Source organism: Streptomyces sp. NPDC002057 (genome assembly GCF_040296665.1).
Taxonomy (GTDB): Bacteria; Actinomycetota; Actinomycetes; order Streptomycetales; family Streptomycetaceae; genus Streptomyces.
In genome coordinates, this window is the sequence record NZ_JBEOXR010000029.1 from 33474 (window position 1) to 59396 (window position 25923).

At 74.5% G+C, this 25923-nt stretch carries 20 protein-coding genes; 5 read left to right on the forward strand and 15 right to left on the reverse strand.

The window, feature by feature from the left end; genetic code table 11:
- Nucleotides 1-21: 21 nt before the first annotated feature.
- The 8 genes from ABT129_RS22300 to ABT129_RS22335 all read right to left on the reverse strand — a co-directional run bounded on the left by ABT129_RS22300 (nucleotide 22) and on the right by ABT129_RS22335 (nucleotide 8998).
- Nucleotides 22-1845, reverse strand: a complete 1824-nt coding sequence (locus tag ABT129_RS22300; RefSeq protein ID WP_351904216.1) for a VgrG-related protein — start codon at nucleotides 1843-1845, stop codon at nucleotides 22-24.
- Nucleotides 1842-2564 carry a CIS tube protein gene (locus tag ABT129_RS22305; protein ID WP_351904219.1) on the reverse strand — a complete coding sequence of 241 codons (723 nt, stop codon included), beginning with the start codon at nucleotides 2562-2564 and terminating at the stop codon, nucleotides 1842-1844. Before ABT129_RS22305 ends, ABT129_RS22300 begins: the two co-directional genes overlap by 4 nt.
- Nucleotides 2565-2651: 87 nt before the next feature.
- On the reverse strand, nucleotides 2652-3077 hold the full coding sequence (locus ABT129_RS22310) for a phage tail protein (protein WP_351904222.1): 426 nt from the start codon (nucleotides 3075-3077) through the stop codon (nucleotides 2652-2654).
- 29 nt (nucleotides 3078-3106) lie between these two features.
- On the reverse strand, nucleotides 3107-6100 hold the full coding sequence (locus tag ABT129_RS22315; protein WP_351904225.1) for a hypothetical protein: 2994 nt from the start codon (nucleotides 6098-6100) through the stop codon (nucleotides 3107-3109).
- 196 nt (nucleotides 6101-6296) lie between these two features.
- Nucleotides 6297-6455: a DUF6760 family protein gene (locus ABT129_RS22320; protein WP_163014002.1), complete on the reverse strand. Its 159-nt coding sequence runs from the start codon at nucleotides 6453-6455 to the stop codon at nucleotides 6297-6299.
- Nucleotides 6452-6955 (reverse strand): hypothetical protein, encoded by a 504-nt coding sequence (locus ABT129_RS22325; protein WP_351904228.1) that lies wholly within the window; start codon nucleotides 6953-6955, stop codon nucleotides 6452-6454. Before ABT129_RS22325 ends, ABT129_RS22320 begins: the two co-directional genes overlap by 4 nt.
- Complete coding sequence (locus tag ABT129_RS22330; protein ID WP_053640843.1) at nucleotides 6952-7392, reverse strand: phage tail protein; 441 nt, start codon at nucleotides 7390-7392, stop codon at nucleotides 6952-6954. Before ABT129_RS22330 ends, ABT129_RS22325 begins: the two co-directional genes overlap by 4 nt.
- A gap of 46 nt (nucleotides 7393-7438) precedes the next feature.
- Entirely contained in the window at nucleotides 7439-8998 is a 1560-nt protein-coding gene (locus ABT129_RS22335; RefSeq protein ID WP_351904231.1) for a phage tail sheath family protein, read from the reverse strand.
- A gap of 250 nt (nucleotides 8999-9248) precedes the next feature.
- Here ABT129_RS22335 and ABT129_RS22340 point away from each other — a divergent pair, with 250 nt between their 5' ends.
- Nucleotides 9249-11396, forward strand: a complete 2148-nt coding sequence (locus tag ABT129_RS22340; RefSeq protein WP_502981855.1) for an eCIS core domain-containing protein — start codon at nucleotides 9249-9251, stop codon at nucleotides 11394-11396.
- A 52-nt stretch (nucleotides 11397-11448) separates the two neighbouring features.
- On the opposite strand, the gene ABT129_RS22345 is transcribed toward ABT129_RS22340, so the two are convergent.
- From ABT129_RS22345 to ABT129_RS22360, 4 genes are all read right to left on the reverse strand, one after another.
- A complete protein-coding gene (locus ABT129_RS22345; RefSeq protein WP_502981857.1) occupies nucleotides 11449-13542 on the reverse strand; it encodes an AAA family ATPase in 2094 nt (697 codons plus the stop codon).
- Nucleotides 13543-13550: 8 nt separating this feature from the next.
- Nucleotides 13551-14264, reverse strand: a complete 714-nt coding sequence (locus tag ABT129_RS22350; RefSeq protein ID WP_351904234.1) for a Pvc16 family protein — start codon at nucleotides 14262-14264, stop codon at nucleotides 13551-13553.
- Nucleotides 14261-17452: a hypothetical protein gene (locus ABT129_RS22355; protein WP_502981858.1), complete on the reverse strand. Its 3192-nt coding sequence runs from the start codon at nucleotides 17450-17452 to the stop codon at nucleotides 14261-14263. Before ABT129_RS22355 ends, ABT129_RS22350 begins: the two co-directional genes overlap by 4 nt.
- A 171-nt stretch (nucleotides 17453-17623) precedes the next feature.
- Complete coding sequence (locus ABT129_RS22360) at nucleotides 17624-18346, reverse strand: helix-turn-helix transcriptional regulator (protein WP_351904240.1); 723 nt, start codon at nucleotides 18344-18346, stop codon at nucleotides 17624-17626.
- A gap of 205 nt (nucleotides 18347-18551) precedes the next feature.
- Here ABT129_RS22360 and ABT129_RS22365 point away from each other — a divergent pair, with 205 nt between their 5' ends.
- Together ABT129_RS22365 and ABT129_RS22370 are read left to right on the forward strand one after the other, a co-directional pair.
- A complete protein-coding gene (locus ABT129_RS22365) occupies nucleotides 18552-19904 on the forward strand; it encodes a COG1470 family protein (protein WP_351904243.1) in 1353 nt (450 codons plus the stop codon).
- A gap of 269 nt (nucleotides 19905-20173) precedes the next feature.
- Nucleotides 20174-20929 (forward strand): thioesterase II family protein, encoded by a 756-nt coding sequence (locus tag ABT129_RS22370; RefSeq protein WP_351904246.1) that lies wholly within the window; start codon nucleotides 20174-20176, stop codon nucleotides 20927-20929.
- A gap of 105 nt (nucleotides 20930-21034) precedes the next feature.
- Here the strand turns inward: ABT129_RS22370 and ABT129_RS22375 are convergent, their stop codons facing one another.
- Nucleotides 21035-21316: a hypothetical protein gene (locus tag ABT129_RS22375; protein ID WP_351904249.1), complete on the reverse strand. Its 282-nt coding sequence runs from the start codon at nucleotides 21314-21316 to the stop codon at nucleotides 21035-21037.
- A gap of 179 nt (nucleotides 21317-21495) precedes the next feature.
- Here ABT129_RS22375 and ABT129_RS22380 point away from each other — a divergent pair, with 179 nt between their 5' ends.
- On the forward strand, nucleotides 21496-22092 hold the full coding sequence (locus ABT129_RS22380; protein WP_351904251.1) for a hypothetical protein: 597 nt from the start codon (nucleotides 21496-21498) through the stop codon (nucleotides 22090-22092).
- A gap of 154 nt (nucleotides 22093-22246) precedes the next feature.
- On the opposite strand, the gene ABT129_RS22385 is transcribed toward ABT129_RS22380, so the two are convergent.
- Nucleotides 22247-23419 carry a cytochrome P450 gene (locus ABT129_RS22385; protein ID WP_351904254.1) on the reverse strand — a complete coding sequence of 391 codons (1173 nt, stop codon included), beginning with the start codon at nucleotides 23417-23419 and terminating at the stop codon, nucleotides 22247-22249.
- 295 nt (nucleotides 23420-23714) lie between these two features.
- Between ABT129_RS22385 and ABT129_RS22390 the strand changes: the two genes are divergently transcribed.
- Complete coding sequence (locus ABT129_RS22390; RefSeq protein WP_351904257.1) at nucleotides 23715-24902, forward strand: cytochrome P450 family protein; 1188 nt, start codon at nucleotides 23715-23717, stop codon at nucleotides 24900-24902.
- Nucleotides 24903-25009: 107 nt separating this feature from the next.
- Here the strand turns inward: ABT129_RS22390 and opcA are convergent, their stop codons facing one another.
- Nucleotides 25010-25921 (reverse strand): glucose-6-phosphate dehydrogenase assembly protein OpcA, encoded by a 912-nt coding sequence (opcA, locus tag ABT129_RS22395; RefSeq protein WP_351904260.1) that lies wholly within the window; start codon nucleotides 25919-25921, stop codon nucleotides 25010-25012.
- Nucleotides 25922-25923: the final 2 nt, after the last annotated feature.

The window sequence follows — 25923 nt, forward strand, 5'->3', positions numbered from 1 at the left end:
TCACGAGCTGTCTGCGGAGGGTCAGTTGATGCGGATGAGCTTGGCCTTGAGGGTGGCGAGCAGGCCTCCGTCGACGGTGACGCCGGTGGCGCCGGAGACGTCCACCGTGCGGCCGCCGATCTTCACCCCGACCCGGCCGTTGATGGCGACGTTGCGGCCCGACACGTTCACGTCGCCGCGTCCCGCGTCCACGGTGATGCCCTTCTTGTCGAGCACGACGGAGCTGAGCACCTGCCGGCTCCTCCCCTGGTACACGGTCAGCTCGATCCGGTCCCGGCGGTCGTCGAGGAAGACCTCCAGGCGTTCGTCGGCGGACATCAGCCGCACTCCGGAGCGGCCCGGCGCCCGCGCGTCGAGCAGCTCCACCCGGTGGCCGGAACGGGACACGAGGGAACGGCGGTTGACCTTGCCGGTGGTCTTGTCGATCAGGGGCACGTCATGCGGCGAGGGCTTGTCCACGCCGTTGTAGAGCCCGCCGATGACGTACGGGCTGTCGAGCAGGCCCTGTTCGAAGCCGACGAGGACCTCGTCGTTGACCTCGGGGCTCACCACACCGCCGCCGCCCTTGCCGCCCCACTGCACCGTACGGACCCAGTCGGTGACGTAGGTGTCGTCCAGCCAGGGGAACCGCAGCCGCACCGAACCGCTCTCGCCGCCGCCGGTCTCGCGGACGTCCGTCACCACGCCGATCGCCAGGCCCGGCATGCGCGGCCCCCGGGAGGGCGCGTTGGCGCCGGTGACCAGTCCGGTCAGGGAGCGGTCGGGGCTGGCGCTCACCCACACCGTCGTGCGGTAACCGCCGTGCGGTTCGAGGACGTGCTGCACGGCGGTGGCCGTGTACTTGCCGGAGAACGCCCCTCCGACGTTCCCGAGCGCCACGGGCTTGCCCGCGCGCAGCAGCGGATTGCCCTCGACCAGCGCCTCCAGCTCGCCGAAGCCGGCGCTGACCTGCCCGGCGACCGCGTCCGCGACCGCCTTCGTCTCGGCCTGGGTGCGGTACGGGGTGTCGGTGACGGTGAGCTTGGACGCCTTGCCGAACCGGGCGGCGAGCGCCGGGCTCAGGCCCGGCACGACCGTGTCGCTGTCGACCGAGGGCTGCCGGGCCACCAGCGGCCGCTTGGTGGTGACGTCCCAGCCGCGCACCTCCACCTGCTGCGCCCCGTCCGCCGTCGACAGGGAGGCGCGTAGTGCGAGCAGGTTGCGCCCGTACTCCAGGACGAGCGGATCGCGGGCGGCCGAGGTGGTCGGCGAAGGCGCCCCGGACGCCTTCCGGGGCTTGGTGAACTGGAGCAGTCCCTTGTCGTCGACGCGCACCAGCGCGCCGCTCTCGGCGGCCAGGTACTGGAGGAACTCCCAGTCGGAGACGTTCGCCTGGGACAGCTGCTGGTAGGTGACGGGCGCGGCCTCGACGGTGCCGCAGGCCAGGCCGGCACCGGCGGCCACCTTGCGGACGATGGCCGCCGCCGTCATGTTCCGGTACGCCACCACCCTCCGGCCGCGCTGGAGCCGGTGCGCCTTGGAGTAGGCGCGGAGCACGGTGAACGAACCGGTGCGGTCCCGGTCCGCCTCCAGGGCCGTCACCTCGCCGTTGAACAGCCGCTCACGGGCCTGCCCGGTCACGGTGACCACGGAGACCCGGAGCGGGGTGCCGATGGTGATGCCGGTCTTGCGCAGGAACTCGTGGTCGGGGTCGCGGTAGGTGAGCACCGCCGCGTCCGGCAGCCCCACGTTCTCGTCGATCACGCAGCTCACCAGCTGGGCCGCCCAGACCGGCGGCAGCTCGCCGGGCGTCTCGACGATCGGGTCCGCGGCGAACGACCGGCCCTCGCGCTCCCCGCCGGTCACCGCTCCTCCTCGGCGCCCGCGTCGGTCAGCGCCGGTACGACGAGTTCGGTGCCGGGCACGAGCGCCATCGGGTCGTCGATGTCGTTGGCCTCCGCGATGACCCGCCAGGCCGTCGCGTCGCCGTACTCCCGCCAGGCCAGCAGGGCCAGGCTGTCGCCGGCCACGACGACGTGCGTGCTGCGTCCGGTGCGCGAGCCGGACGTCGGGTTCTGTCCGCCGGGGCCGACGCTCGCCTCCTCGATGGAGAGGCGGCAGGTGGCGCGCAGCGGCTTTCCGTCCACGTCGAACAGCGTGTACGACACGGACAGGTTGGAGAGCACGCCGTCGAACGACGTGGTGCGCGCGCTGCCCCACTCGAACCGGACCCAGGGGCTGGCGGGCTTCTTGCGCGCCAGGCTGGCCTTGGTCGGCACGCACGCCTTCATCAGCTTCTCCACCGCCTGCTCCACGGAGTTGTCGTGGGTGGCGGTGGCGTCCAGGAACACTTCGAGGCTGAGCTCGCGCGGGCCGCTGCCGACGAACTCGGGCAGGGAGGACTCCTCCGCCATCCGGGACGGGGAGCGCCGCCACTCGGTGGTCTTGCTCAGTTCCAGGGTGGAGGGGTTGAACTGGAGGTTCAGCCGTGCCAGCGTCCCGCCGGGCTTGGCGCCGACGGACGCCGGAGGCTCCTTCAGCGTGAGCTGGGCCCTGGCCCGACTGGCTCGGGACGCTGGGGACATGACGGGGGTCCTTTCCGGGGAACCAGGGGAACTGAGGGGGTGCCGGACGACGGACGACCGGCGGGTGGCGGGTGGCGGGTGGGGACGTCAGGAGGGGCGGAGTCCCTCGTGGGCGATCTCCAGGGTCTCGATCGCCGCCTGCGAACTGCTGGGGTCGAAGGACGGGCCCTGCCAGCGCACCGGGACGATCCCGAAGACCTGCCAGCTGATGATCCGGGTCAGGTCGGGCCGGAGGGCGACGATCTCGCCGTCCTTGGGCTCCACACGCTTCAGCGTCTCGTCGAGCCAGCGGGCGATCTTCGCGGTGTCCGCGGTGACCGGCCGCGTCAGGGTGATGTTCGACCAGCTCACGCGGCCGGGCAGCTGCCAGGTGAAGCCGTTGTTGCCGCCCTCCGCGTAGCTCTCCATCTCCACTTCGGCGCCCATGCCGGAGCAGGTGTGGAAGGCGCCCAGGTCGTTGCCGCCGATCGCGAGCCGGAAGAACACGCTGCTCGCGAAGATGTTGTCCGTCATTGATCCGTCATCCGTTCCGTGCCGTGCGCTCAGCGGCGTCCGTCGAAGGGGCGGCCCGAGCGCTCCCGGCCGCGCCGCAGTTCGGTGCGCAGCAGGCGGGCCATCGGGTCGAGCAGCCGTCGCGCGAGGTCGTCCAGGTCGAGACCGGGGTCCTGCGGCGGCTCGGCGTCGCGCCCGGTGTTCCGGCCCGTGCCCCGGCCGGTGGCGGCCGGTGCGGAGGACGACGCCTGCTTCCCGCGCGCGGGGACCTCCTTCACGGGGACGGCCGGGGTGGCGGACACGCTCCTGCCGGTGTCCGGTACGGCGCGCTGGATCCGGGGCGCCGTACCGCCACCCGACGAAGGGGCCGCGGCAGGCAGGCTGCGGGGCCGCACCACGGGGACGGGCGCGCCGGGCGCGGGCGTCCCCGGAGCGGACGGGCCGTGCGCCACGGGAGGAGCCTGCGGAGGCGCGACCGGGAGGGAGCGGGCCGGGGTGGCGGACGCGCCTCCGCCCGGAGGAGCGAGCCTGACGACCGGGACCCGTGCCCGGACGGCCGGCGCGCCCGCCGCCGCTCCCCCGTCGGCGTGCCATGACCCGGGGGCGGTGGCGGCGCGCTGGACGGTCGGCACGGCGAAGGGCCCCGGCGCGTCCGGGCGGGTGGACGGGGGAGGTACGGCGCCGGACGCCGGGAGACCCCGAGAGGGCGACGCGGCTCGCTGTACGGACGCGGCTCCGGCTCCCCGTACGGGCGCCGACGCGGCCCGCTGGACGGGGGACGCCGGGACTCCCGGTACGGATGCCGACGCGGCCCGCTGTACGGGTGCCGAGGCGCCGCCGCCGCCGGGGGGCGACGCGTGGGCGGGCCCGCCCGGGGCGTCCCGCGCCGTGTTCCAGCGCGCCGCCACCACGGGAGGGCCACTGACCGCGCGGGACGCGGCGGACGGGGCCAGTCCCTCGGCGGCCCCGGTGCTGAGCGTGAGGGGGCGGGCCGGGAGCAGCCCGAGGGCACGCCGCGCCACCGGAACGGGCCCGTTCGCCGGGCTCCCGAGGTACGGGACGAACGCCGGGCGCCCGCCGCCGGTCCCGGCCCGGGACGCGGAGCCGGAGGTGGGGCGCGGACTGGTCCCGGGAGTGTCGGATGCCCGGAGGGTCCCCGACGGTCCGGCGGCCGTCCGCGCGGCGGTGCCCGCTTTCGGACCGGGGCCCGCCTGACGCCCGGCGGTCGGCTTCGATCCCGTGGTCGGCTTCGATCCGGTGGCCGGCTTCGATCCCGTGGTCGGCTTCGATCCCGTGGTGCTCGCGGGTCCCGGGGTGGGCGACGGCCCGGCCGTGCCCGCCCGGTCGCCGCCGGGTCCGTGCGCCGCGCCGGGGGCAGTCGTACCCGGTCCGGACGCGGCGCGGGCCACGACGACCGGAACGGAGGCGGTGGAGCCGGAGCCGCCGGGAGCCGTGTGAGGTCGTACGGCCTCGCGGCCCGCGGCGGGTTGCGGAGCACCCCCGGAGGGCGGCGCGGCGGAGCCCGGAGTACGCACGACGGGGGCGCCGCCCGGCGTGCGGTCCGTGCGCTCGGCGCTCGGGGGCGCCGGGTGGTCCGTGATGCGGCGCTGCACGTCGGTGGCCCCCAGCAGCGGAGCCTCGGGTGCGGAGGCGTCCGGGCGGGGCGCGGCGGGCGAGGGCCGTTCCCCGGCGGGCGGGGCCGGGGCGCGCTGGACACCGGGGCCGGGCGCCTGGCGGCCGGGGCGGGCGCCGGGAGCCGTGGAACCGGCGGGCGGGGTCGCGCTGGGCGGGATCGCGGACAGGGGCGCGCCCAGGCCGCCGCGCGCCCGCGCGCCCGAACGGCGCGGGGACACCGGGTCGGAGGCGGAGACGCGGGACGTGTCCGGGGTGGTGCCCTCGGCCTGTCGCTGGACGATGGGGAGTCCCGGGCCCGTTGCTCCCCCACCCGGCGCGGGGGAAGGGGTGCCGGTCGCCAGGGTGGTGCCGGCGGTCGACGGCAGTTCGGTCAGGGGGGCGCCCAGGACCGTCCGGGCGGCGGTGCGCTGGACGGCGGGGCTCGGCGCGGCCGGGTCGGGGGCCGCGGTCCCGGTCGGTTCGGCGCGCTCGGGAGCGGTGGCTGACGGAGCGTCCGTGGCCGCCGCCGTACTGTCCTGGCGGGATGCCGCCGGGGCGGCGGGCCGGAGCGCGGGCACCGGGCGGGCGCCCCCCGGCACACGGCGGGCGACCGTCAGCCGGGCCCCGACCGGTCGGGGCCGGACGACGGGCGGGGACGAGGGTTCCGGCCGGCCACCGCCGGGCGCGACCGGCGACCCGCTCGACGCGGCGCCCTGCCGTGCCGTGCTCCCCCGGGCCTCGCCGCTCACCCGGGGCGAGGCCTCCCGCGCCGCGCCCGTCTCCGTCGCGGTCGTCCGTGCCGGGCCCGTCGCGGGCCGGGGGGCGGACGCCCCGCGGGTGCGCGGGGCCACGGGGACCACCGCGACGCGTCGGACCAGTGGGACAGGGGCCGTGGCCGAGGCGCGGCCCCCGTCGGCGGAGGCGGCGGCCCGTTGGACGGCGGCCGGCTCCGGTGCGGAGAGCACCGCCGGGGACGTCGTGACGGACAGGTCGCGGCTCGGCGGACGACCGCCCGCGCTCCGGCCTCCGGAGGGAACGGCGGTGCCGCGCGTACCACCGGACGACGAGGAGGCCGCCGTGCCGCGCCCACCGGACGACGGACGGGCCGCCGTGCCGGAGTCCGGGGCGGTCGGGGCGGCAGGGGCGTGCAGGGGCTCGGGAGTCCCGCCCGCGCGGACCGCGCGCAGCAGCAGTGGCCCCCCGCCGGAGTCGGTGGTGCGGGGCGTGGCCGGGCGGGTCGCCCCGTGCACCAGCCCGGTCGGGGCCGTGGGCAGCAGGGCGTGGCCCATGCCGCTGTCGAAGGACGGGTTCTGCCAGGCGGCGAGGCCGGAGCGGAAGGCGAGACCGTCGCTCACGCCCAGGGGCGCGCGGGAGAGGGTCAGGAGCGGCGGTGCGGCACGCCGCCAGCCGCCGTCCCAGTCGCCGGGCACGGCGGAAGGATCCGGGGCGCCGCCGGACACGCCATAGCCACCGGACGGACCCGGACCGGCGGCAGCACCGGACGGACCCGGACCGCCGGAGCCACCGGACGGGCCGGGACCGGTGGAGCCGCCCGACGTGCCCGGCCCGGCGCCCGTACGGCCGGCCGCACCGCCGCGGCGCAGCCTGTCCCGCCATGCCATGTGTTCAGCCGCCTTCGTTCATGCGGGTGTTGATGCGGGCGATCTCGGCCACCCACTGCTGTCGTTCGCCGTGGGTGAGGTCGAGGATCTCCTCGCGCTGCCAGTGGAAGTGGTAGGCGATGTACGCGATCTCCTCCCGGAGGCGGGGAAGGGCGTACGTCACGATTCCCCCAGGCGCCCACCCGAGAGGTCGACCTCGAAGCCGCCCTCGCAGTGCGGGCAGGTGACCGCCGCGCGGGTGTGGCCCTCGCTGTTGACGCGGCGGTAGAAGTCCTGGAGGAACGCCACGTCGGTGGCGTACATCCGCTCGACGATCCCGGCGTGCACGTCGGTGATGCCGCCGAGCCGGGTGATCACCTGGCTCAGCAGGACCACGCTCAGATAGGCCGGGTTCTCCTTGACCCGCAGGTCGATCTGGGGCCGCAGTTCGTCGCGGGCGGTGGCGAGGCGCATGGTGCCGTGCCGGTGCACCGTGCCCGTCTCGTCCACGTATCCGCGCGGGAGCTCGAACTCGAACTCCGTGCGCAGCCCGTCGCCCTCCTGGCGCGGCGGGGGCTGCGGGGCGGGGGCGGGGGGCGCGGCCTGCTGCTCCGGCGCCCGGTCGGGCTCCGTCAGCTGGAGGATCTCCTCCAGGTTGCCCGCCGTCACGGTGCGGCGCCTCATTCGACGACGATCTCCTCGAACACGATCGTGACGGACTCGGTGGCCGGGGAGGACTCGCCCGCCTTCAGCGACGGGCCCTCCCACTTGGACGCCCAGCCCTGCATGAGCTGGATGCGGCGCACCGTGGTGCCCTCGGTGTCCTTGATCTCGATGGTCAGGTTCTGCCGAGCGGAGTTGACGGCCCCGTTGTTCAGGGTCTCCTTGATCCACTTGGTGAACTCGCTGCTCTGGTCGAGTCCGCGGGTGATCGTGATCTCGCCGGCCTGCCGGGCGCCCGGCTGCTTGCGGATGATCTGCTTGCCCTCGGCGGTGACCTGCTTGACCTCTACGACGTCCTCTTCGACGGTGAAGCCGCTGATCTCCTGGATGGACTCCACGAGGTATCCGCCGAGCTGCACGCCGAAGACGTGGGTGGAGAGTGCATCGCCCGTTGCCATGTCTGTCTGTCAACCTTTCCTTGCGTGTGCGACCGGGACCCGCGGGTCACTCGTCGATGAGGCTGGTGGTGTCGGAGAACTGGGCCAGTCGGAAGACCACGAACTCGGCCGGCTTGACCGGCGAGACGCCGATCTCACAGACCACGCGGCCCTGGTCGATGGACTCCTGCGGGTTGTTCGTGCGGTCGCACTTCACGTAGAACGCCTCGTCGGCGGTGCGGCCGAACAGCGCGCCCCGGCGCCACTCCTCCATGAGGAACGCGGTGACGTTGCGCCGGATGCTGGACCACAGCCGGTCGTCGTTGGGCTCGAAGACGACCCACTGCGTGCCCAGGAGGATCGACTCCTCCAGGTAGTTGAAGAGGCGGCGCACGTTCAGGTAGCGCCAGGCCGGGTCGGAGGAGAGCGTGCGGGCGCCCCAGATCCGGATGCCCCGGCCGGGGAAGGCCCGGACGCAGTTGACGCCGATCGGGTTCAGCAGGTCCTGCTCGCCCTTGCTGAGGCGGATGTCCAGGTCGACCGCGCCTCGGATCACCTCGTTGGCGGGGGCCTTGTGCACGCCGCGCTCGGCGTCGCTGCGCGCCCACACGCCGGCGATGTGACCGCTCGGCGGGACGGTGGTGTTGCGCCCGAGGGCCGGGTCGAAGACCCGCACCCAGGGGTAGTAGAGGGTGGCGTACCGCGAGTCGTAACCGGCCTCGTCCATGCGCCAGTTGCGCACCTGCTGGGCGTTGAGGCCGGGCGGGGTGTCGAGGACGGCCACGCGGTCGCCCATCTGCTCGCAGTGCGAGATGACGGCGAGCTGGACGGTGCGCACGCCCTCGGCGTCGATGTCGCCGCGCTGGTAGGCGCCCATCAGGTCGGGGACCGCGACCATGGTGATCTCGTCGATGGTCTCCAGGCCGCCGAAGCCGGTGCGGGCCGCCGCGTCGCCGACGTACTCGGCGGGGTCGATGCGGGCCACGTCGGAGGCGGCCGGGGCGGCGGGGACGCCGGGCGCGTCGGGGATCGCCAGGGTCTGGGTGCCGGGCCGGGTCTGGGGGGTGCCGCGCTGCTCGGTGACCTCGATCAGCTCGGAGGCGCGGGCCTGGGTGACCAGGTAGCCCTTGACGTTCTTGCGGGCGGAGACGTCGTAGGTCTCGCCGACCTGGTCGCCGCGGCGGACCAGCAGCCGGAAGCGGTCCTCCGGCTGGTTCTCGCCCTCGGGGTCGGCGACCTCGACCGAGACGCCGGTCACGCCCGGCTTGGCCGCGATGAGGAAGCCGCCGAGCTCCACCGGGCGTGCGGCCCCGGTCTCGCGGTCGGGCCGGCCCGTGCCGGTGGACTTGGCACCGGACTCGGCCGATCCGCCGATGCGCACGACGTACGCGGCGCCGCCGCCGTTGGAGAAGTACCCGTAGAGCGCGTGGGCGAGGTAGGTGCCCTCGGTGAAGCCACCGAAGACCTGGGTGTACTGGTCCCAGCCGGTGACCAGGGTCGGTGTGTGGAACGGCCCCTTCTCGGCGAAGCCCACGAAAGCGGCGACGGCCGTGCCGACCCCCTCGATCGGCCTGGCACCGGACTGCACCTCCTCCACGTACACGCCCGGGGTGAGGTACGTCGGCATGCTCGCTCCTTCACGTTCTTGCGGCCTCGCGATGACCTGTGTCCAGGTCGAGTCTGTTCGGCCCGCGGCCGGACCGGCAGGGACCGGGGGACCTGCCCGGGGGCAGCGCGTCTGCCTCAACGGGCGGTCCGCGTTGGCCGCCCGGACATCACCGGGGACTGCCCGCACGCTGCCCGTTCGTCCCTGGACGCGCCGCCGGGCGGGCGGTGTGCTGGAGAGTCGTACGACGGGCGCCGACGAGGAGGCAACTGTGCAGACTTCCAGGCCGCGCACCGATCGGGTCGAGGAGCACCGGCCGACGCGCGACCGGTCCGGGCCCCGGCGGGAGAGCCCGGGGACCGGCGCCGCCGTCCCGCCCCCGCTCACGGCCGACGTGCTGCGGGCGGCCCAGGGCAGCGCGGGCAACGCCGCGGTGAGCGGCATGATCGCCCGCCGGGCGAGCGCCGGGCCCGCCCCGGCGCGGCAGGACACCGGGGTGCGGGAGGTGCTGGGCTCGGCGGGCCGGCCGCTGGCCGGTCCGGTGCGCTCGGAGATGGAGTCCCGCTTCGGCACGGACTTCTCGGGCGTGCGGCTGCACACCGGAGCCGCGGCGACCCGCTCGGCGCGGGCCATCGGGGCACGCGCGTACACCTCGGGCAGCCATGTCGTCCTCGGAGAGGGCGGCCGGGACAAGCACACCCTGGCCCATGAGCTGACCCATGTCGTCCAGCAGCGCCAGGGCCCGGTGTCGGGCACCGACCGGGGGGACGGGCTGCGGATCAGCGACCCCGGCGACCGCTTCGAGCGGGAGGCGGAGAGCAACGCCCGGCGGGTGCTCTCCGGGCCGGTACCGGTGGCCCGCGCCGTCGAGGACCACGGCTCTGGGCACCACGCGGGCGACGGGCACGACCACGGACACCCCGGGCACGGCACGGCGCAGCGCGCGGCAGACCCGGACGCCGTGCAGCGTCTGGTCGGCTTCGAGGTGGAGCTGAGCGTGCCGAGCTTCGCCCTGCACGAGCCGACGGGTCTGAACACCGTCGGCGGCCGGGCGGCCGGAACGGACATCGGCGGGTTCTTCCACGGCGGGTTCCCCTACGCCACCACGGTGATGAGCGAGCAGAACCTGACGATCCTCACCGACCACAACTCGGTCGGGCGCAAAGCCCGGGCGCTGTACGCGCTGCTCTGCGGGCTGCCCGGCGACGGCGGGCAGCCGGTGGTGACCGGGCAGCCCGCCGCGTCGATGAGCAACCTGGAGTACGTCACGGCGCCGTTCGACGAGATGGCGGCGGGCTCCGACGTCGCGATCCGGCAGGTCGCCGACCGGATCGACGCGCATGTGAACGCGATCTTCCAGCAGGCGCCGGATCGCAACCTCCTCCGGGTGCCGGGTTCGCCCACCGCCTGGACCGGCACCCCGCTGGACGCCCTGAAGCAGTGGCTGGGTCCGGAGCTGTTCGCCAGGCCCGAGGTCCAGAAGGCGGTCGCGGACTTCCAGGCCGAGGTCAAGGCCGAGATGTACATCCAGGCCACCCTCGGCGTCCTGCCGTCCGGACTGCCGTCGCTCTACGACTACCAGGCCCAGGTCAGCCACGATTCGCGTCGGGCCCCCGGCAAGGAGCACATCGCCGACGGCTGGCGCGACGCCGCCGCCGCGGTCAGCAACGCGGTGCCGCGCCTGCGTTCCGAGGTCGTGCCGCACCTGATCCCCGGACTGGACGCCGGCGACCAGGAGGCCCTGACCGGCACCCTGGCCCTCGGCCTGTCGTACGCGATCGGCTCGGCCATGGTCGAGGCGGGGGTGCGCGGGCCCACGGCCTCCACGAAGAACGCCGTGCCGTTCCTGCTGAAGCTGGCCAACCTGGGCCGCATCCGCCCGGCCGCGACCACGGACACGCTGCGCGAGAAGGTGGTCGGGCAGGACGTCGTCCAGCAGCTCGCGTCCTGGCTGCACGGCCAGATCCCGGAGACCGGTGTCGCGCACTGGCAGGGGTTGCTGGCGCGGTACCCGGCCAACAAGCCGAACCCGGCCGGACCGGCGTACGGCCACGGTGCCACCGGGGTCACGAACACCGCGCAGATGCTGGACAGCCTCCTCCACGGCAGGGAGGACTTCCCGGTGATCGCGCCGGGCAAGGCCCTGCCGAAGGCCGACGAGCCCAACGCCGCGATCGTGCCGCACATCGGCGGCCAGAAGGGCGCCCCGGTCGAGATGCGCTGGCTGACCACGCGCGCCACCCAGATCGGTCAGCTGGCGCGCATGTTCAAGGAGATCACGGACGAGGCTCGTAAGGCCAACCTGATGTCGGTCCCGCCCGAGGCCCGCGCGGCGATCCTGGCGGCGGCCAACGACCCCACCGCGGCACCGGCCGCGGGCGGGCAGGGCGTGCACCAGGCCGAGATGATGGAGATGTGACGTGCCGAGGGGCCCGGTCCGTGGACCGGGCCCCTCGGGTCGGGTCCCTCCGTCAGGCTCCCGTGGCCTCGGCCAGGTACGGCCCGAACTCGCCCTCCAGGACGAGCCGTCCGAGCTTGCGGTACTCCTGGGCCACCGCGGTGACCACCTGTCCCATGGTGAGCGGCTCCCCGGACTCGGCGGCGAGATAGGCCGCGGTGACCGCGCAGGCACGGATCGAGCCGCCGGCCAGTTCGAACCGGTCGGCGCAGAAGGCGAGGTCCAGGTCCTCGCTCCGGGGCAGCCGGGTGCCCAGGCACCGCTCCCACAGCGCGAGGCGCTGTTCCGCGTCCGGCACGGGGAAGTCCGCCACGACGTCCAGGCGGCGGGTGAACGCCTCGTCGAGGTTGGCCCGCAGGTTGGTGGTCAGCACCGCGATCCCGTCGAAGGACTCCATGCGCTGGAGCAGGTACGCCGACTCGATGTTGGCGTGCCGGTCGTGCGCGTCCTTGACCTCGGAGCGTTTGCCGAAGATGGCGTCGGCCTCGTCGAAGAGCAGGACGGCGTTGACCGCCGACGCGCCGGTGAAGATCCGCTCCAGGTTCTTCTCGGTCTCGCCGATGTACTTGTCGACGACCGTGGACAGGTCCACCACGTAGAGGTCCATGCCGAGGTCGGCGGCGACGACCTCGGCGGACATGGTCTTGCCGGTGCCGGACCCGCCGGCGAACAGCGCGACGACCCCGCGGCCCCGTCCGCCGCCGGGCCGCATCCCCCACTGCCCGAGCACCTGCTCGCGGTGGCGTGCGCGCAGCGCGAGTTCACGCAGCCGGCGGTGGGTGGTCGGCGGCAGCACCAGGTCGTCCCAGCCGACGGCCGGCTCCACCCGGCGGGCGAGCCGGTCGAGTCCCGCGCCGTTCTGTGCCCGCACGGCGGTCCGCAGGTCGTCGGGCGCCACCGGGCGGCCGTCCAGGGCGGCGGTCCGCACGGCCGCGTCGGCGGCGCGGCGCAGTTGCCCGGAGTCCAGGCGGTGCGCGGCGACGGCACGGGCGAGCGCCCCGACGTCGCCGGTCACCGCGCCCCCGTCGCCGGCGGCCCGGTCGAGGGCGTGGCGCCAGCGGGCGGCCTGGCGTTCCGGAGAGGGCGGCCCGACGTCCAGGACGACGGGGGTGTCGGCCGACCAGACCGGATCCCAGCCGGTCGTGCCGTGGGTGAGGAGCGGGAGGCCGCGCAGCGCGGCGCACAGCGACGCGAGGACCCGCTCCCGTTCGGCGGGTTCGCCGGGCAGCGCGGTCAGCGGGCCGAGGACGACGCCGGAGCCGGTCAGCCGGGCCTCGCGGGCGAGCACCCGGGCGAGCGCGGGCACGTCGGCGGGGCGCCGGGCGAGCGCCGCCGCGTCCAGGACGAGCGTGCCGAGCCCGGCCTCGGCGAGGGCGGCGGCGGCCAGTCCCTCGGCGTCGCCGCCCCGGCCGCGCAGATGGACGAGTCCGACGCCGGTGGTGGCGGCCGAGGCGGCGCGGCGGACGTCCGCCGCCTCGGCGGTCGGGTCCGCGCGGACCTCGTCGAGCACCCCGGTGAGGCGGGCGTCGGGCCGGCCGTCGCCGAGGAGGTGGGCGGTGACCCGGTCGGGCACGGCCAGGACGCGGGACAGCGGCGGCCGTTCCGGCTCGGTGACCTCGAGGAGGCCGTGGTCGATCAGCGGCGCGCCGGGGGCGAGCCGGAACCGGGCGGGCGAGGCGCCGTCGAGTCCGCACAGCTCCAGGGCAAGACCGACGGTGGGCCGACGGCGCGTCAGGTCGTCGTTGAGATAGCCGTAGAGCCGCTCGAACCGGACGTCGAGGTCCGGGGCGGTGGCGACGAGGAGCAGGTCCACGTCGAGCGGGGTCAGGCCGAAGCGCTCCGCGAGGACGTCGAGCAGGGACCCGGCGGGCGGCCGCCAGGGCTCCGCCCGTGGCAGGCCGAGACCGCCCGGCTCGTCCAGGATCCGCGCGGCGGCGTCGGGGGCGAGGTACTGGCCCCGGTAGGGGTCGTCGGGGTCGGGGTCGACGGCACGACGGGCGGCCACGGCCTCCCGCACGCGCGCCTCGACGGCGCCGAGCCGCGTCCACAGGGCGTCGGGGGCGCGGGGCCGCCGGGCGCCGGGCCCGCCGTCGGTCAGGGGTTCGATGGTGTACGTCACGGCTGCCGGTCCCCCCTGCGGCGCCTCCGGGCCGGGGCGGGCGGTCGCTCGCGGGGGCCGGTGAAGCCGGCGCTGCCGGGGTCGGTGACCTCGGTGTAGCGCAGCCTGCGGCCCTGGTCGCCCTCCTCGGCGGCGCCGTCGCGGGCGGCGGCCGAGCGGACGACGAGTCCTTCGGTGACGGGGGGTGCGGCGGCCTTGGCCACCCCGGCGAGCGGGGCCCACACCCGTACCCCGAGGGAGGCTCTCATCTCGCCGCCGAGCGCCGACCACACGTCGGCCGCGGCCGGCGCGTCCACGACCGGTCCGGCGGCCTCCAGGGCGACGGTCAGGCCGAGTTCGGCCAGCGAGCCGGTGAGCAGCGGCGCGGGGAGCGCGTCCTGCGCGACGAGGGCGGCGAGCACCTGGGACAGCAGCCGGTGCTCGTCCTGCGGGCGGTTGGCCCACGCGGTCACCAGGTAGGTGAGCTGGAACCAGCGCGGCGGTGAGCGGCGCGCGACGAGGTGGCCGTCCTCGTCGTAGACCTCGCCCGTCCCGGAGCCGCGCCGCAGGGCGTCCTCGCGGATGTCGTACAGGAACACGCAGACGGTGGGGGCGCTGCGGCGCGCCGCCCAGTCGCGGGTGGGGGCGTCGAAGGTGACGTCGATGCCCGAGGCCTCCAGGCCGCTGCCGTTCAGCAGCCGCCTGAGGCCCTCGTCGACCTCGTGGATCACCGGCGGGTCACCCCGTCCGGCGGCTGCACGGTGCCGCTGACGACCAGGAAGTCGGTCTTCACCGGGGAGAATCCGGGGCCCGAGGCCGTGATGGTGCGGGGCCCGGTCTGGTCCTTGGCGAGGATGAGCAGCTGTCCGATGAACGTGCCGTCGGCCTTCGGGAAGGTCGGCGAGGCGGCGGCGGTGATCCCCGGGTTCCAGCTGAAGCGCACCGGGACCCCGGACGGGAAGTCCACGCCGCGCACGGAGGTGACGAATCCGGGCTTGCCGATCGCGGGCACGGCGACGATGCGCGGCTGGAGGACGCGCAGCCGCTCCCGGGCGGTGTTGTCGCTCCGGTCGGCGTCCGTGCCGGTGGTGGTGAGCACGGCGGTGACGCGGGCGGTCATCGCCTTCTTCGGGCTGAGGACGACCCGCAGGACGGCGGTCGTGCCCGGGGTGAGGTCGGGCAGCGCGCACGCGCCGTTCCGGTCGCAGCCCGCCGGGAGTCCGCCGTGGGGCACCCCGGCGGGCAGTCCGATCCTGAGCCGGAGTCCGGTGGCCAGCGCGTTGCGGCCGTTGCGGACGCTGTACGTGACGACGACGCGTCCGCCGACGTACCCCGGTTCGGGCTGGACGGTGATCCGCACCCCGGGTCCGGCCTTCGGCGCGGGGGGCTGCGGGGGCACGGTCGGGGTCGGGGTGGGCGTCGGGGTCCGGGTGGGGGTCGGCGTCGGGGTCGGAGTCGGGGTGGGCGTGGGGGGCGTGGGGGTCGGCGTCGGGGGTGCTTCGCGTACGGGGATCACGCTCCGGCCCTCGTTGTCGCCGGGCCGCGGATCGAGGACCGCGCCGGTGACCGACCAGTCGACGGGCGCGTCGCCGGCGGTGACGCCGGTGAGCGTGACGTCCACGGGGACCTGGGCGCCGGGCTCGACGACGCCCAGATCGCACTGGAGGGAGGCGGCGTCGCAGCTGCCGCCGGACCACTCGATCCCGGTGATCCGGACACCGGGCGGCGGGACGACGGTGAGCCGGGTGCCGGGCGAGGCGGCGGGGCCGTGGTTGACCACGTGGACGGTGACCGTGCCGGACGCGCCGACGGTGACGTCCGGCGTCGTGCCGGGTGCCTCGACGGCGAGGTCCACGGACTGCTGGACGGTGGGTTCCTTCTGGCGTCCGGCGAGTTCGGCGGTGAGCGGGGTGACGTCGCCGGAGCCGACGTCCAGGACGTTCAGCTTCTCCGGGCTGTTGACCGCGGCCGTGGCCCGGGAGCTGAAGACCAGTTTCCTGCCGTCGGCGGTCCAGGCGGCGTCGCGCGGCTGGTGCGGTCCGGTGAGCGTGGTGTCCGGCAGTTCCCGGTCGCAGGCGCCGTCCTGACCGCGGGCGGCGGTGGGCAGCAGGACCTGGCAGGCGTCGCCGGACACGGTGGTCAGGAGGAGGCCGTTGCGCTCGTCGATCCGCCCGCCGCCGTTCTTGCGGTTGAAGGCGAGGGAGCGCCCGTCGGGCGAGAAGGCGGGGCTGTCGTCGATGACGTCGCAGCTGCGCGGGCAGTGCGCCGTGCTGAGGTCGCGCTGCCGGGTCAGGTCGGCCACGGACGCGGTCCACACGTGCTTGTTGCCGCCGCCCCCGTCGATCCGCTGGTCGCGGGTGAAGGCCAGGGTGGTGCCGTCGGAGGACCAGGTCGGCTGGGCGTCCCGGCCGCGGAGCTCACCGGCCGGGGGCACGATCTCGCCGGTGATCCGGCCGGTGGCGACCTCGGCGAGGAGGATGCGGCTGTCCCCTGCGGCCTCGCCGACCCCGCCGGGCGAGGTACGGGTGAAGGCCAGGCGGGTGCCGTCCGGGGAGAACGTCGGGTCGGTGTCCCAGTCCCGCGCGCCCCGCCCGTCGAGGGGCATCGGCGCCTCGTTCGTACCGTCGGCGTCGGCCGTCCAGATCCGCTCGATCCGCGCGTCGTCGGGGCCCTCGAAGCGGGTGAGGACGATGCGGCGCCCGTCGGGGGTGTAGCTCTGCCGTTCGGTCCACGGGTCGAAGGGGGACGCGGGCTGGAAGAGCGGGTCCTTGGCGGGGTCGGTGTTGGTGTCGGCCTGGGGGTCCTCGCGCAGGATCTTCCGCTCCAGGTCGCGCGGGTCGGAACCGTCCGCGCGGATGTCCTGGAGGGTCGCCGTGTGCGCGGTCGCCGCCGAGCTGCGCTCCACGACCGCGTGGCCGCCCTCGGCGGGGCCGAGCCAGGTGGGCGAGAGGACGTCGCGGTCCTCGTCGAGCACCAGGGAGGGTTCCTGGCCGGAGTGCACGACCGACCGGAAGACGTGGTCGTAGGGGGTCCTGCAGGTGCAGGTGGTCTCGGGGCTGAGGAAGACGATGCCGTCCCCATCGGGCAGCCACGCCGCCCCGTGGCCCTGCCAGTTCGCGTACGCGCCGGTGAACAGCGTCTCGTCGGTGGTGCCGTCGGTGAGCCGCAGCCGCTGCCTGGTCTGCCCGTCCTCGGTCGTGGTCGACGTGTACGCGATCCACGCGCGGTTGACGTCGTCGTCGACGGGGTTCCAGGCGGGCTCGGAGGCGGTGCCGCGGGCCGGGTCGGTGAGCCGGGTGGGGATGCCGCCCGCGAGGGCGCGGACGTAGATCTGCCGCCCGGCCAGGGGGTCGGCGTCGCTGGAGTAGGCGATCCGGGCGCCGTCGGGAGAGACCGCCGGGTCCTCCTCGCTGGCGGGGGTGTCCGTCAGCCGGGTCAGCCCGGTGCCGTCGGTGCGCACCAGCCACAGGTCGCGCTGGGAGCCGCCGGCCGGGTCGGCGGCGTCGAAGAGCACCGACCCGCCGTCCGGGGTGAGCCGGGGATGGGCCGCGTCCAGGCCGCTGGTGAGCCGCAGGACCCCGCCGTCGGCGCCCCGCAGATAGATCTGCGGGTGCTTCTCGTCGCGGCGGCTCGCGAAGACCAGCCGGTCGCCGAGGGCGGACGGGTCGGTGTCGTAGTGGGTGGGTCCCGCACCGAACAGCGGGGGGCTGGAGCTGGTGGAGACCGGTTCGCCGAGGCTGCGGTGGCCGGTGCCCGCGTAGGCGATGCGGGTGGTCTCCGCGGCGTCCGCCGCGGCCGCCACGGTCCGGGGGCCGTCCGGCCCGACCACGCCCGTCGCCCCCAGCAGGGGGACGAGCAGCAGGAGCGCCGAGGCGAGTCTCCCCCGGCGGTGCCGTCCACCGGGGCCAGCGGTCTTCATCACGGTGCCCTTCTCCGTCCGGTGCGGCACCGGGAGGTGCCCCCCGTCATCGTGCGTCGGCGGCGCACGCGGCGGGAGGGCCCGGGGGCCGCACCCGGGGGAAGGGCGGGATGCACTTTGGGGCAGCGCCGCCTTCCCTCCGGCCGTCGGGCCGCGCGCCGGACGGGACGGTCATATCAGGCCGTTGCGGAGCGCGTAGCCCACGGCGTGGGCGCGGTTGCGCAGTTGGAGGCGGGTGGTGATCTCGTGCAGGACGTTCTTCACGGTCCGCTCGGAGTACGAGGTCTTGCGGGCGATCGCCGCGGTGTCCAGGCCCTCCGAGACCAGGCGCAGCATCTCCGCCTCCCGGCTGGTGAGGGTGGAGAGGGGCAGGGCGCCGGGGTCGAGGGCCGCGCGACGCAGGCTGCCGACGTGTCCCAGTAACTCGCCGAGCAGGTCGCCCGGGAGCACGCCCTCGCCGTTGGCCACCGCCAGGACCAGCTGGACGAGCTGGTCCTGGTCGGCCTCGGAGCGGCGCAGCACCGCCGACACCCCGCTCTCGACGACGCGCTGGAGAGCGCCGACGCCGAGGGTGCCGATCACGAGTCCCGCGCGGGTGGCGCCGTTGCGGCTCAACCGGGACAGCAGGGCGGTCACGTCGTCGTCGAGGGCGTCGACGACGACCAGGGAGACCTGGGCGTTCTCCGCGTCCGTGCTGTCGACGAGTTCGGTCTCGGGGCGCTGGCGCAGCTGCTGGACGACACCGACCCGCAGCACGGGGTCGGCGGCGTAGACCGCCACGGTGACGCGGGGCGGGCGGCCGAAGCCGGAGGCATGGGGGTCCGGATGACCCCGGACGGCGTCATGTGCCGTACTGCCGGTCGCGACCGGCCTCTTCTCCTCGGTGCGGAACATCGGATACCTGTTTTCCTGAGTCGGTGGGGGGAAGGCGGACACGACACGAGCCGAGCACGGGCCGGCCGTGTGTCGAAGGCGGCTCTCCAGACTAGAAATCCATTGTTACCGGAGAGTTGACTTGTGCTTGCCGGGCAGCCGCGCTGCCCGGACATTGCCCTCGCGTGCCTCGTACGGATCTGTCAGGTCTCCTACGGTGGGGCGGGTGACGCCTTCCGCAGCCTCCTCCGGTCCCGGTGCGCCCGGCCTCGACATCCCGGCCGTGTCCGTGACGCCGGGTGACATCGCCACCACCACCCTGACCGTCCGCAACGACAGTGACATCGTCGAGGCGTACGACCTGAAGGTCGTCGGTGACGGTGCCGAATGGACCACCGTGGAGCCCGAGCGGCTCTCCCTCTATCCCGGCACGTCCGAGACGGTGACGCTCCGTCTGGCCCTGCCGCGCTCGCCGGAGATACGCGCCGGCGAGCTGCCCCTCGGCGTACGGATCCTCCCGAACGAGCAGCCCGAGTCGGTCAAGGTCCTCGAAACCGTGGTGCGCGTCGGCGCGTTCCACGAGCTGCGGACCGACCTGTCGCCGCGCCGCAGGCGCGGCTGGCTCCGGGGCCGCTATCTGCTGGCCGTCCGCAACCAGGGCAACACCCCGGTACGGGTGGGCTTCACCCCCGGACAGGCGGGCGAGGAGCTCCGGTTCGCCTTCACGCCGACGGAACCGGCGCTGGAGCCGGGCGAGTCGAAGGAACTCCGGCTGCGGGTCCGCACCGCGCAACCGGTGTGGTTCGGCGACCCCGTGGTCTGGCCGTTCACCGTGGACTCCCGCGAGACCGGCGAGCGGGAGCAGACCGAGGACCGTACCGAGGAGCCCCATGCGGGGCCGACGCTGGACGCGGAGTTCGTCCAGATACCGATCTTCCCCAAGTGGCTGCTCGTGCTGCTCGCGGCGCTGCTCGCACTGCTGATCGCCTGGTTCACGCTGGTCCGGCCGGCTGTGCGCAGCGCCGCCCAGGAGGCGGCCACCCAGGCGGTGCAGCCCCGACCGATCCCGACGGAGAGCGGCTCGGACGGATCGTCCCCCGGCCCGGGCCGGCCGTCCGGCGGCAGCAGCCAGAAGCCGGGAACGGGCGGTGGACCCGGCGGTGGAACCGGCGGCGGGGAGGACGGTTCGACCGGCACGGACGACGGCACGGCGACCGGCGGGGGCCGGCAGAGCTCGGCCACCATCGACCTGAAGTCGGGAGCCGGACAGTCCAAGACAGGGACGTACACGGTCCCCGAGAAGACCGTGTTCGGGATCACGGACATCGTTGTCGCAAACTTCCAGGGCGACGAGGGGGTGATGACGATCACCTTCGGCGACCGTAAGATCACGACGATCGCGCTGGAGACGTTCCGCAACCAGGACTACCACTGGGTGACTCCCATCAGGATCGGCGCGAAGGACACCGTGACCATCGACGTGACCTGCACGAAGCCCGGTACGCCCGCGACGGGACAGCAGGCGCGGGAGTGCCACGAGGTCGTCAACGTGAGCGGTGCGCTCAAGAGCACCGAGTGATTCCGACGTTACCCGTCCACGGCATTATCGATCGGCTTCGATCGCAGCTGTAAAGTCCGGCATGCCTTTCGGCCGGAAATCGCCAGCCCAGGACTCGAAACACGCATCGGCCCCCACGAACCCTGGTGTTCGTGGGGGCCGACGCCTGTCCGGCTGCCGGTCCCGGGGGCACCGGGTCCCGGGTCGCCACCGGACCCCACCGCGTTGGGACACCGGGCCCCGCGGCGACACTGGCACCCTACGAACCCGAGGACGAGGTGGACGCACGCATGACGAACGGCACGAACGGCACGACGTGGTTGCGCAGGTACTCCACAACGCCCGCACCCCGGCGCCGGCTGGTGGTCCTGCCGCACGCGGGCGGTACCGCGAGCTTCTTCCACGCCTGGGGCGGCGCCTTCGACGGCGACACCGAGGTCCTGGTGGCGCAGTACCCCGGACGGCAGGAGCGGTTCAACGAGCCGTGCGTCGACCGGATGGACGTGCTCGCCGACCGGGTCACGGCGGCGCTGCTGCCGTTCGCGGACCTACCCCTGACGCTCTTCGGCCACAGCATGGGAGCGTCCCTGGCCTACGAGGTGGCGCTGCGTCTGGAGGAGCGGCACCACGTCACGCCCGCCGCCCTCCACGTCTCCAGCCGCAAGGCCCCGCACCGGGTGACCCCGCGCGACCCGCACCGGAAGGGGGACGACGAGCTGGTCGCCGAATTGCGCAGGCTCGGCGGGACCGATACGGCCCTGCTGGACGACCCGGACATCCGACAGGTCGTGCTGCCCGCGGTCCGGGCGGACTTCACCGTCGTGGGCACCTACGGACCGCGCGCAGCCACCGCCGTCGGCTGTCCGGTGCACGCCTGGATCGGCGACACGGATCCGATCGTCGCGGTGCGGGACATGGACGCCTGGGCCGATGTCGCGCCCCACGGCTTCCAGGTACGGGTGCTGCCCGGCGGCCACTTCTACCTGATCCAGCAGCACGAGACGCTGATGCGCGAGCTGACGGAGCACCTCGCCGGAGACCGCTGACGGAACGTCGCCCGCCCGTGGAGTCGCTCCGTGATCACCGTCACCGCGCGACCGGAAAGGACGCGCCGGGACAATGCCCTCCGGCCGTGGGCCGGAGCGCGCGGTTCACTCGGCTGTCGCGTCGAGGAGTCTGCGGGTGCGGGCGCTCGCTCCGCTCAGGGCGAGCGGGATGCCCAGGCTCAGGCACATGCGGTGGGCTCGGGCGAGGGCGCTGAGGGTGGCCGGGGTGGGGTCGACGGTGGGGACGGCGATGACCACCCGGGTCGGCCGGTGCGTCTGGACCAGGGCCTGTACCTGAAGGGCGGCCGCGGCCCGGTTGGTGACGTCCAGGTCGCGGAGGAGGGTCACGTGCAGGACGTGCTGACGGACGGCGTGGGTGATGAGCATGGTGTCCCTCCGCGCAGGACGACGAAGGCCCACGACTCGACACGGTGTGGGCGGTTCGTCCGAGGATGTCATGGGACCTGGCCCCACGGCGTTCTCGTGGCTCCGGCGCCGCGGAGTGTCCGGCGCGGGACCCACCCGGTGGAGCCTCCGCTCACCGCGGGGATGGAAGGATCCGTGCCGTGAAGAGCGTGGACGGGGTGGACGGGGTCGGGGTGGACGGCGTGGAAACGGTCCGGGCGGACGGGGTGGACGGGGTCGGGGTGGACGGCGTGGAAACGGTCCGGGCGGACGGGGTGGACGAGGTCGGCGTGGACGGCGTGGACGGGGGCGGAGTGTGGCGTGACGGGCCGGGGGGCGGCGGTGCCGGGGGCGACGGTCTGCTGGGGCTGCTCGGTGGGGCCGGGCACGGACCCGGAGCGGCGGACCGGCGGCTCGTGACCGGTCCCCTCGTCTGCCGGTACTGCGCGCACGACGAGTTCGAGGTGACCGCGCTGGAGTGCTTCTGCGTGGGCTGCTGTCTGCCGATCGGCGTACAGGACGGGGACATCCACGGCGAGGACTCGCGCTGGGGGCTCGCGCCGTCCGCCACCGCGGCGTGGGGCGCCGCCACGGACATGGTCAGGTGTCCCACGGGGCACGACCTGTTCCACGTGGCGGCCGTGTACGGACTCGGTGCGGACGGGCGTGTCGAGCGCCTGTCGGTCGGCCTGCGGTGTGTGGCCGACGGGTCACTGGCGCTCTTCGTCGACGACGCACCCGTTCGGCCGCCCCGCTGACGCGCGGCGCGCGACGCGCGGCGCCGTGCCGCCGACGGGCCGGAGCCCGAGCCGTGCAGCGGGCTCGGGCTCCGGCGGGGTGCGCGTGTCGCGCACCGGCGTGGTGCCCGCCTCCAGGACGGGCCGCACGCTCACTGGTCTCAGTGCCAGTACTTCATGGTCGTACCTCCTCCCCCGTGTCTGGACGCAGGGTGACCTCGAAGCGGTCGAGACCGCGAAGGGTCAGGTTGCGCCGGTGGTGCGGTTCCGCGACCGCCCGTGCGTCGGGGTGCTCCTTGGCCAGGGTCCCCAGGACCGATCCGGTGAGACGGATCGCCATGGACGCGCCCAGACAGGCGTGGGCCCCGCGGCCGAACCCGAGGTGCGGGTTGGGCGCGCGGTCGAGTCGCAGCTCTGTGGGGTGGTCGAACCGGAGCGGGTCGTGGTTGGCCGCGCCGAGGAAGAGCGTGACCGGATCACCCGCCTTCATCGTGACGCCACCCAGTTCGGTGTCGGTGACGCAGACCCGGGCGTCCGCCTGGACCGGTGCGTCGTACCGGACGAGTTCGTCCACGGCCGTGGACGGGGTCGCCCGGAACGCGTCGAGCGCGCCGGGGGTGGTGAGGAGGGCGGCCGCCGCGTTGCCGAGGAGCCGGGAGGCGGATTCGTAGCCGGCGTGGAGGACGGCGCGCAGGCTGTTGCGCAGAACCGTTTCTGCCACCCCGCTGTCCGCCGCGTGTTCGGCCACGTGGGCGATGAGACCCGTCCTGGGCGGGTCGGCGAGCCACCCGCCCGCGTACTCGGCGAGCCGGGCCCGGGCGGCCACGGCCGGCTCGTGCTTCTCGGGCCACAGGCCGGCGTCCATGCCGTCGACGACGGTGCGGGACATGGGCACGAACCAGTCCGGATCGGGGGCCGGAACGCCGAGGAAGGCGGTGACGAAGCGGAGGGCGACCGGTTCCGCGAGCTCCCCGACGAGGTCGAACGAGGGCCGCCGGGCCAACTCGGCGAGCAGGTCCGCGATCTGCCCCTCCAGGTCGTCGTGGAGCGCCCGGCGGTCCTGGGCCCGGAAACCGTCGAGCAGGAGGTGCCGGATGGCGGTGTGCTCCGGCGGGTCGAGGGTCTGCACGCTCAGCAGCGGAGCGGGGATGTCCCCTCCGGCGCGCCGCCAGTCGGAGGCGAAGCGGTTGCTGTCCGTGAGCACGGCGAGGCAGTCGGCGTGCCGGGTCAGGACCCAGGAACCGAGCAGTTCGTGCCAGAGGACGGGGGCGGTCTCGCGCATCCGGTCGTAGGACGGGTAGGGGTTCCGCAGGATCGACGGACGGGCCAGATCCAGAATCGGGTCCACGGCTGCCGCTTGCTCCACGAAACGTCTCCCCCTGCGCATAGGGCCTGGTTGAGGCCTTGACCGCTACCGAGTCGAGCGACACGAGACGCCGGCCACCGGTGGGTGGAGCCGCCTCGCTGATCTTGTCACCGGCTGTTCGCCGGTCCTTCCCCGTGCGTCATCCGAGCCGAGCGCCGGTGACGCTACCACGCAACTGGGGCTGCTGGTATGACTACTTGCAAGAGATCTTTCACAAAGCAGCGGGGAGTTACGGAAGATGACCGGTCAAGACCAGACGATCGTTCACGATGTCCCGGTGGACGTTGCTCAACAGCCCGACCCCTACCCGCTCTTCGAGCGCATCCGCGAGCACGGAGTCGTCCAGCGCGTACGGCTGAATCCCACCCTTGAAGTCTGGATGGTCACCGGGTACGACGAGGCGGTGGCCGCCCTCACCGACCCCCGCCTCAGCAGCAGCCCCGTCGGGGTGACCGGGCTCGCGGAGGAGATGGCCCGCCAGGAACGCACCAACGTCCTGATGGCCAGCATGCTCGTCGCCGACGGCGCGGACCACACCCGTCTGCGCAACCTCGTCTCGAAGGCCTTCACGGCCCGCCGCGTGGAGCAGCTCGCGCCCCGCGTCCAGGCCCACACCGACGCCTTCCTCGACGCGATCGCGGCGCGCGGGACCGCCGATCTGGTCTCCGAGTTCGCCCTGCCGCTCCCCATGGCCGTACTCAGCGAACTCATCGGCATCCCGGCCGAGGGGCAGCCGGACTTCGCCCGTCTCGCGGTCGGCCTCATCATGCCGCCCAACACTCCGGAGCGCCTCGCCAAGGGCGCTCGGGCGCGCGCCGAACTCACCGAGTTCTTCGAGCCGTTGATCGCCCAGCGCAAGAAGGAGCCGCAGGACGACCTGCTGAGCGCACTCTGCGCCGCGCAGGCCGAGGAGCGGATCAGCGACCGCGAGCTGACGGCGATGACGATCCTGCTCACGCTCGCCGGACACGAGACGACGGCGAGCCTCATCGCCAACGGCGTCCACGCCCTCCTGCGCCACCCCGACCAGTTCGCCGCGCTGCGCGACGACCCCTCGCTGCTGCCGGGGGCGATCGATGAACTCCTGCGCTACGAGGGCCCGGTGAGCCGTGGCGTCGCCCGCTTCACCGTGGAGGCGTACGAGATCGGCGGGGTCACGGTCCCGCCGGGCGAGATGATCATCATCGGGCTCGCCGCCGCCAACCGCGACCCGGCCCGCTACGACCGCGCCGACATCCTCGACGTGGCACGGCACGAGGTGCCGCAACAGCTCGCTTTCGGTCACGGCGTGCACTTCTGCCTGGGTGCCCCGCTGGCCCGCGCCGAGGCCAGGATCGCCATCGGCACCCTGCTGCGCCGCTTCCCTGACCTGCGGCTGGCCGACCCGGACGCGGACCTGAGCCGACGCGAGGGCATCCTGCGCGGCATGGCGACGCTGCCCGTGGCCTTCACGCCCGAGGGCTGACCCGGCCGACGCCGACGGGGCCGGACCGGGCCGGGACGGGCGAACCGAAGTCGCGACCGGGCCGGACTCCCCGGTCCACGCCCGGTGCGAGCGGCGCGCGGGCTCCGTCAGTCGCGGCCGCGCAGGGCGGCCTCGTAGGCCTCGTCGGGGTCGAGGCGGCGCAGTTCCTCGGCGATCAGCTCGGCGGTGGTCCGCACCTTCAGGGCGAGCACCCGGTTGGGCTGGCCGGGGATCGCGAGCCGGGCCACCGGGCCCTCGGGCCGGTCGATACGGATCTCGCCGTCGGCGGTGCCCATGCGGACGGCCGTGACGACGGGGCCGTCGCTGACGATCCGTTCGACGGTCACGCCGAGCCTGACCTCGAACCAGCGGGCGAGGAGTTCGGCGCTGGGATTCTCCGCCTCGCTCTCGACGGCCGCCGAGGTCACGGTCAGCGGGGCCTGGTCGAGCGCGGCGGCCAGCATCGAACGCCACGGGGTGAGCCGGGTCCAGGCGAGGTCCGTGTCACCGGGTGCGTACGAGGCGGCTCGGGCCTCCAGGGCGGCGAGCGGGTCCTCGACCGCGTACATGTCGGTGATCCGGCGCTGCGCGAGGGCGCCCAACGGGTCGCGGGACGGCACCTCGGGGGCGTCCATGGGCCACCAGATGACGACGGGCGCGTCCGGCAGCAGCAGCGGCAGGACCACGGAGTCGGCGCGGGCGCCGAGGTCGCCGTGGAGCCGGAGCAGGACCGTCTCGCCCGCGCCGGCGTCGGTGCCGAGGCGGACCTCGGCGTCGAGCCGGGTCTCGTGGCGCTCCCGGCGGGTGCGGGCGTGGCGCTTGATGACGACGAGGATGCGGGAAGGATGTTCCCGGGAGGCGTCGTTGGCGGCCTTGACCGCGTCGTAGGCGTTCTCCTCGTCGGTGACGACGACAAGGGTGAGCACGGCGCCGACGGCGGGTGTGCCGACGGCCCTGCGGCCTTCCAGGATCGCCTTGTTGATCTTGCTGGAATCGGTGTCCGTCAGATCGATCTTCATGC

What these genes read in the sequence shown, in the direction of transcription:
- ABT129_RS22310 (WP_351904222.1), bottom strand. Translation starts at nt 3,077, where the DNA reads ATGACGGACAACATCTTCGCGAGCAGCGTGTTCTTCCGGCTCGCGATC.
- opcA (WP_351904260.1), bottom strand. Translation starts at nt 25,921, where the DNA reads ATGAAGATCGATCTGACGGACACCGATTCCAGCAAGATCAACAAGGCG.
- ABT129_RS22375 (WP_351904249.1), bottom strand. Translation starts at nt 21,316, where the DNA reads ATGCTCATCACCCACGCCGTCCGTCAGCACGTCCTGCACGTGACCCTC.
- ABT129_RS22335 (WP_351904231.1), bottom strand. Translation starts at nt 8,998, where the DNA reads ATGCCGACGTACCTCACCCCGGGCGTGTACGTGGAGGAGGTGCAGTCC.
- ABT129_RS22305 (WP_351904219.1), bottom strand. Translation starts at nt 2,564, where the DNA reads ATGTCCCCAGCGTCCCGAGCCAGTCGGGCCAGGGCCCAGCTCACGCTG.
- ABT129_RS22325 (WP_351904228.1), bottom strand. Translation starts at nt 6,955, where the DNA reads ATGAGGCGCCGCACCGTGACGGCGGGCAACCTGGAGGAGATCCTCCAG.
- ABT129_RS22360 (WP_351904240.1), bottom strand. Translation starts at nt 18,346, where the DNA reads ATGTTCCGCACCGAGGAGAAGAGGCCGGTCGCGACCGGCAGTACGGCA.
- ABT129_RS22330 (WP_053640843.1), bottom strand. Translation starts at nt 7,392, where the DNA reads ATGGCAACGGGCGATGCACTCTCCACCCACGTCTTCGGCGTGCAGCTC.
- ABT129_RS22370 (WP_351904246.1), top strand. Translation starts at nt 20,174, where the DNA reads ATGACGAACGGCACGAACGGCACGACGTGGTTGCGCAGGTACTCCACA.
- ABT129_RS22355 (WP_502981858.1), bottom strand. Translation starts at nt 17,452, where the DNA reads ATGAAGACCGCTGGCCCCGGTGGACGGCACCGCCGGGGGAGACTCGCC.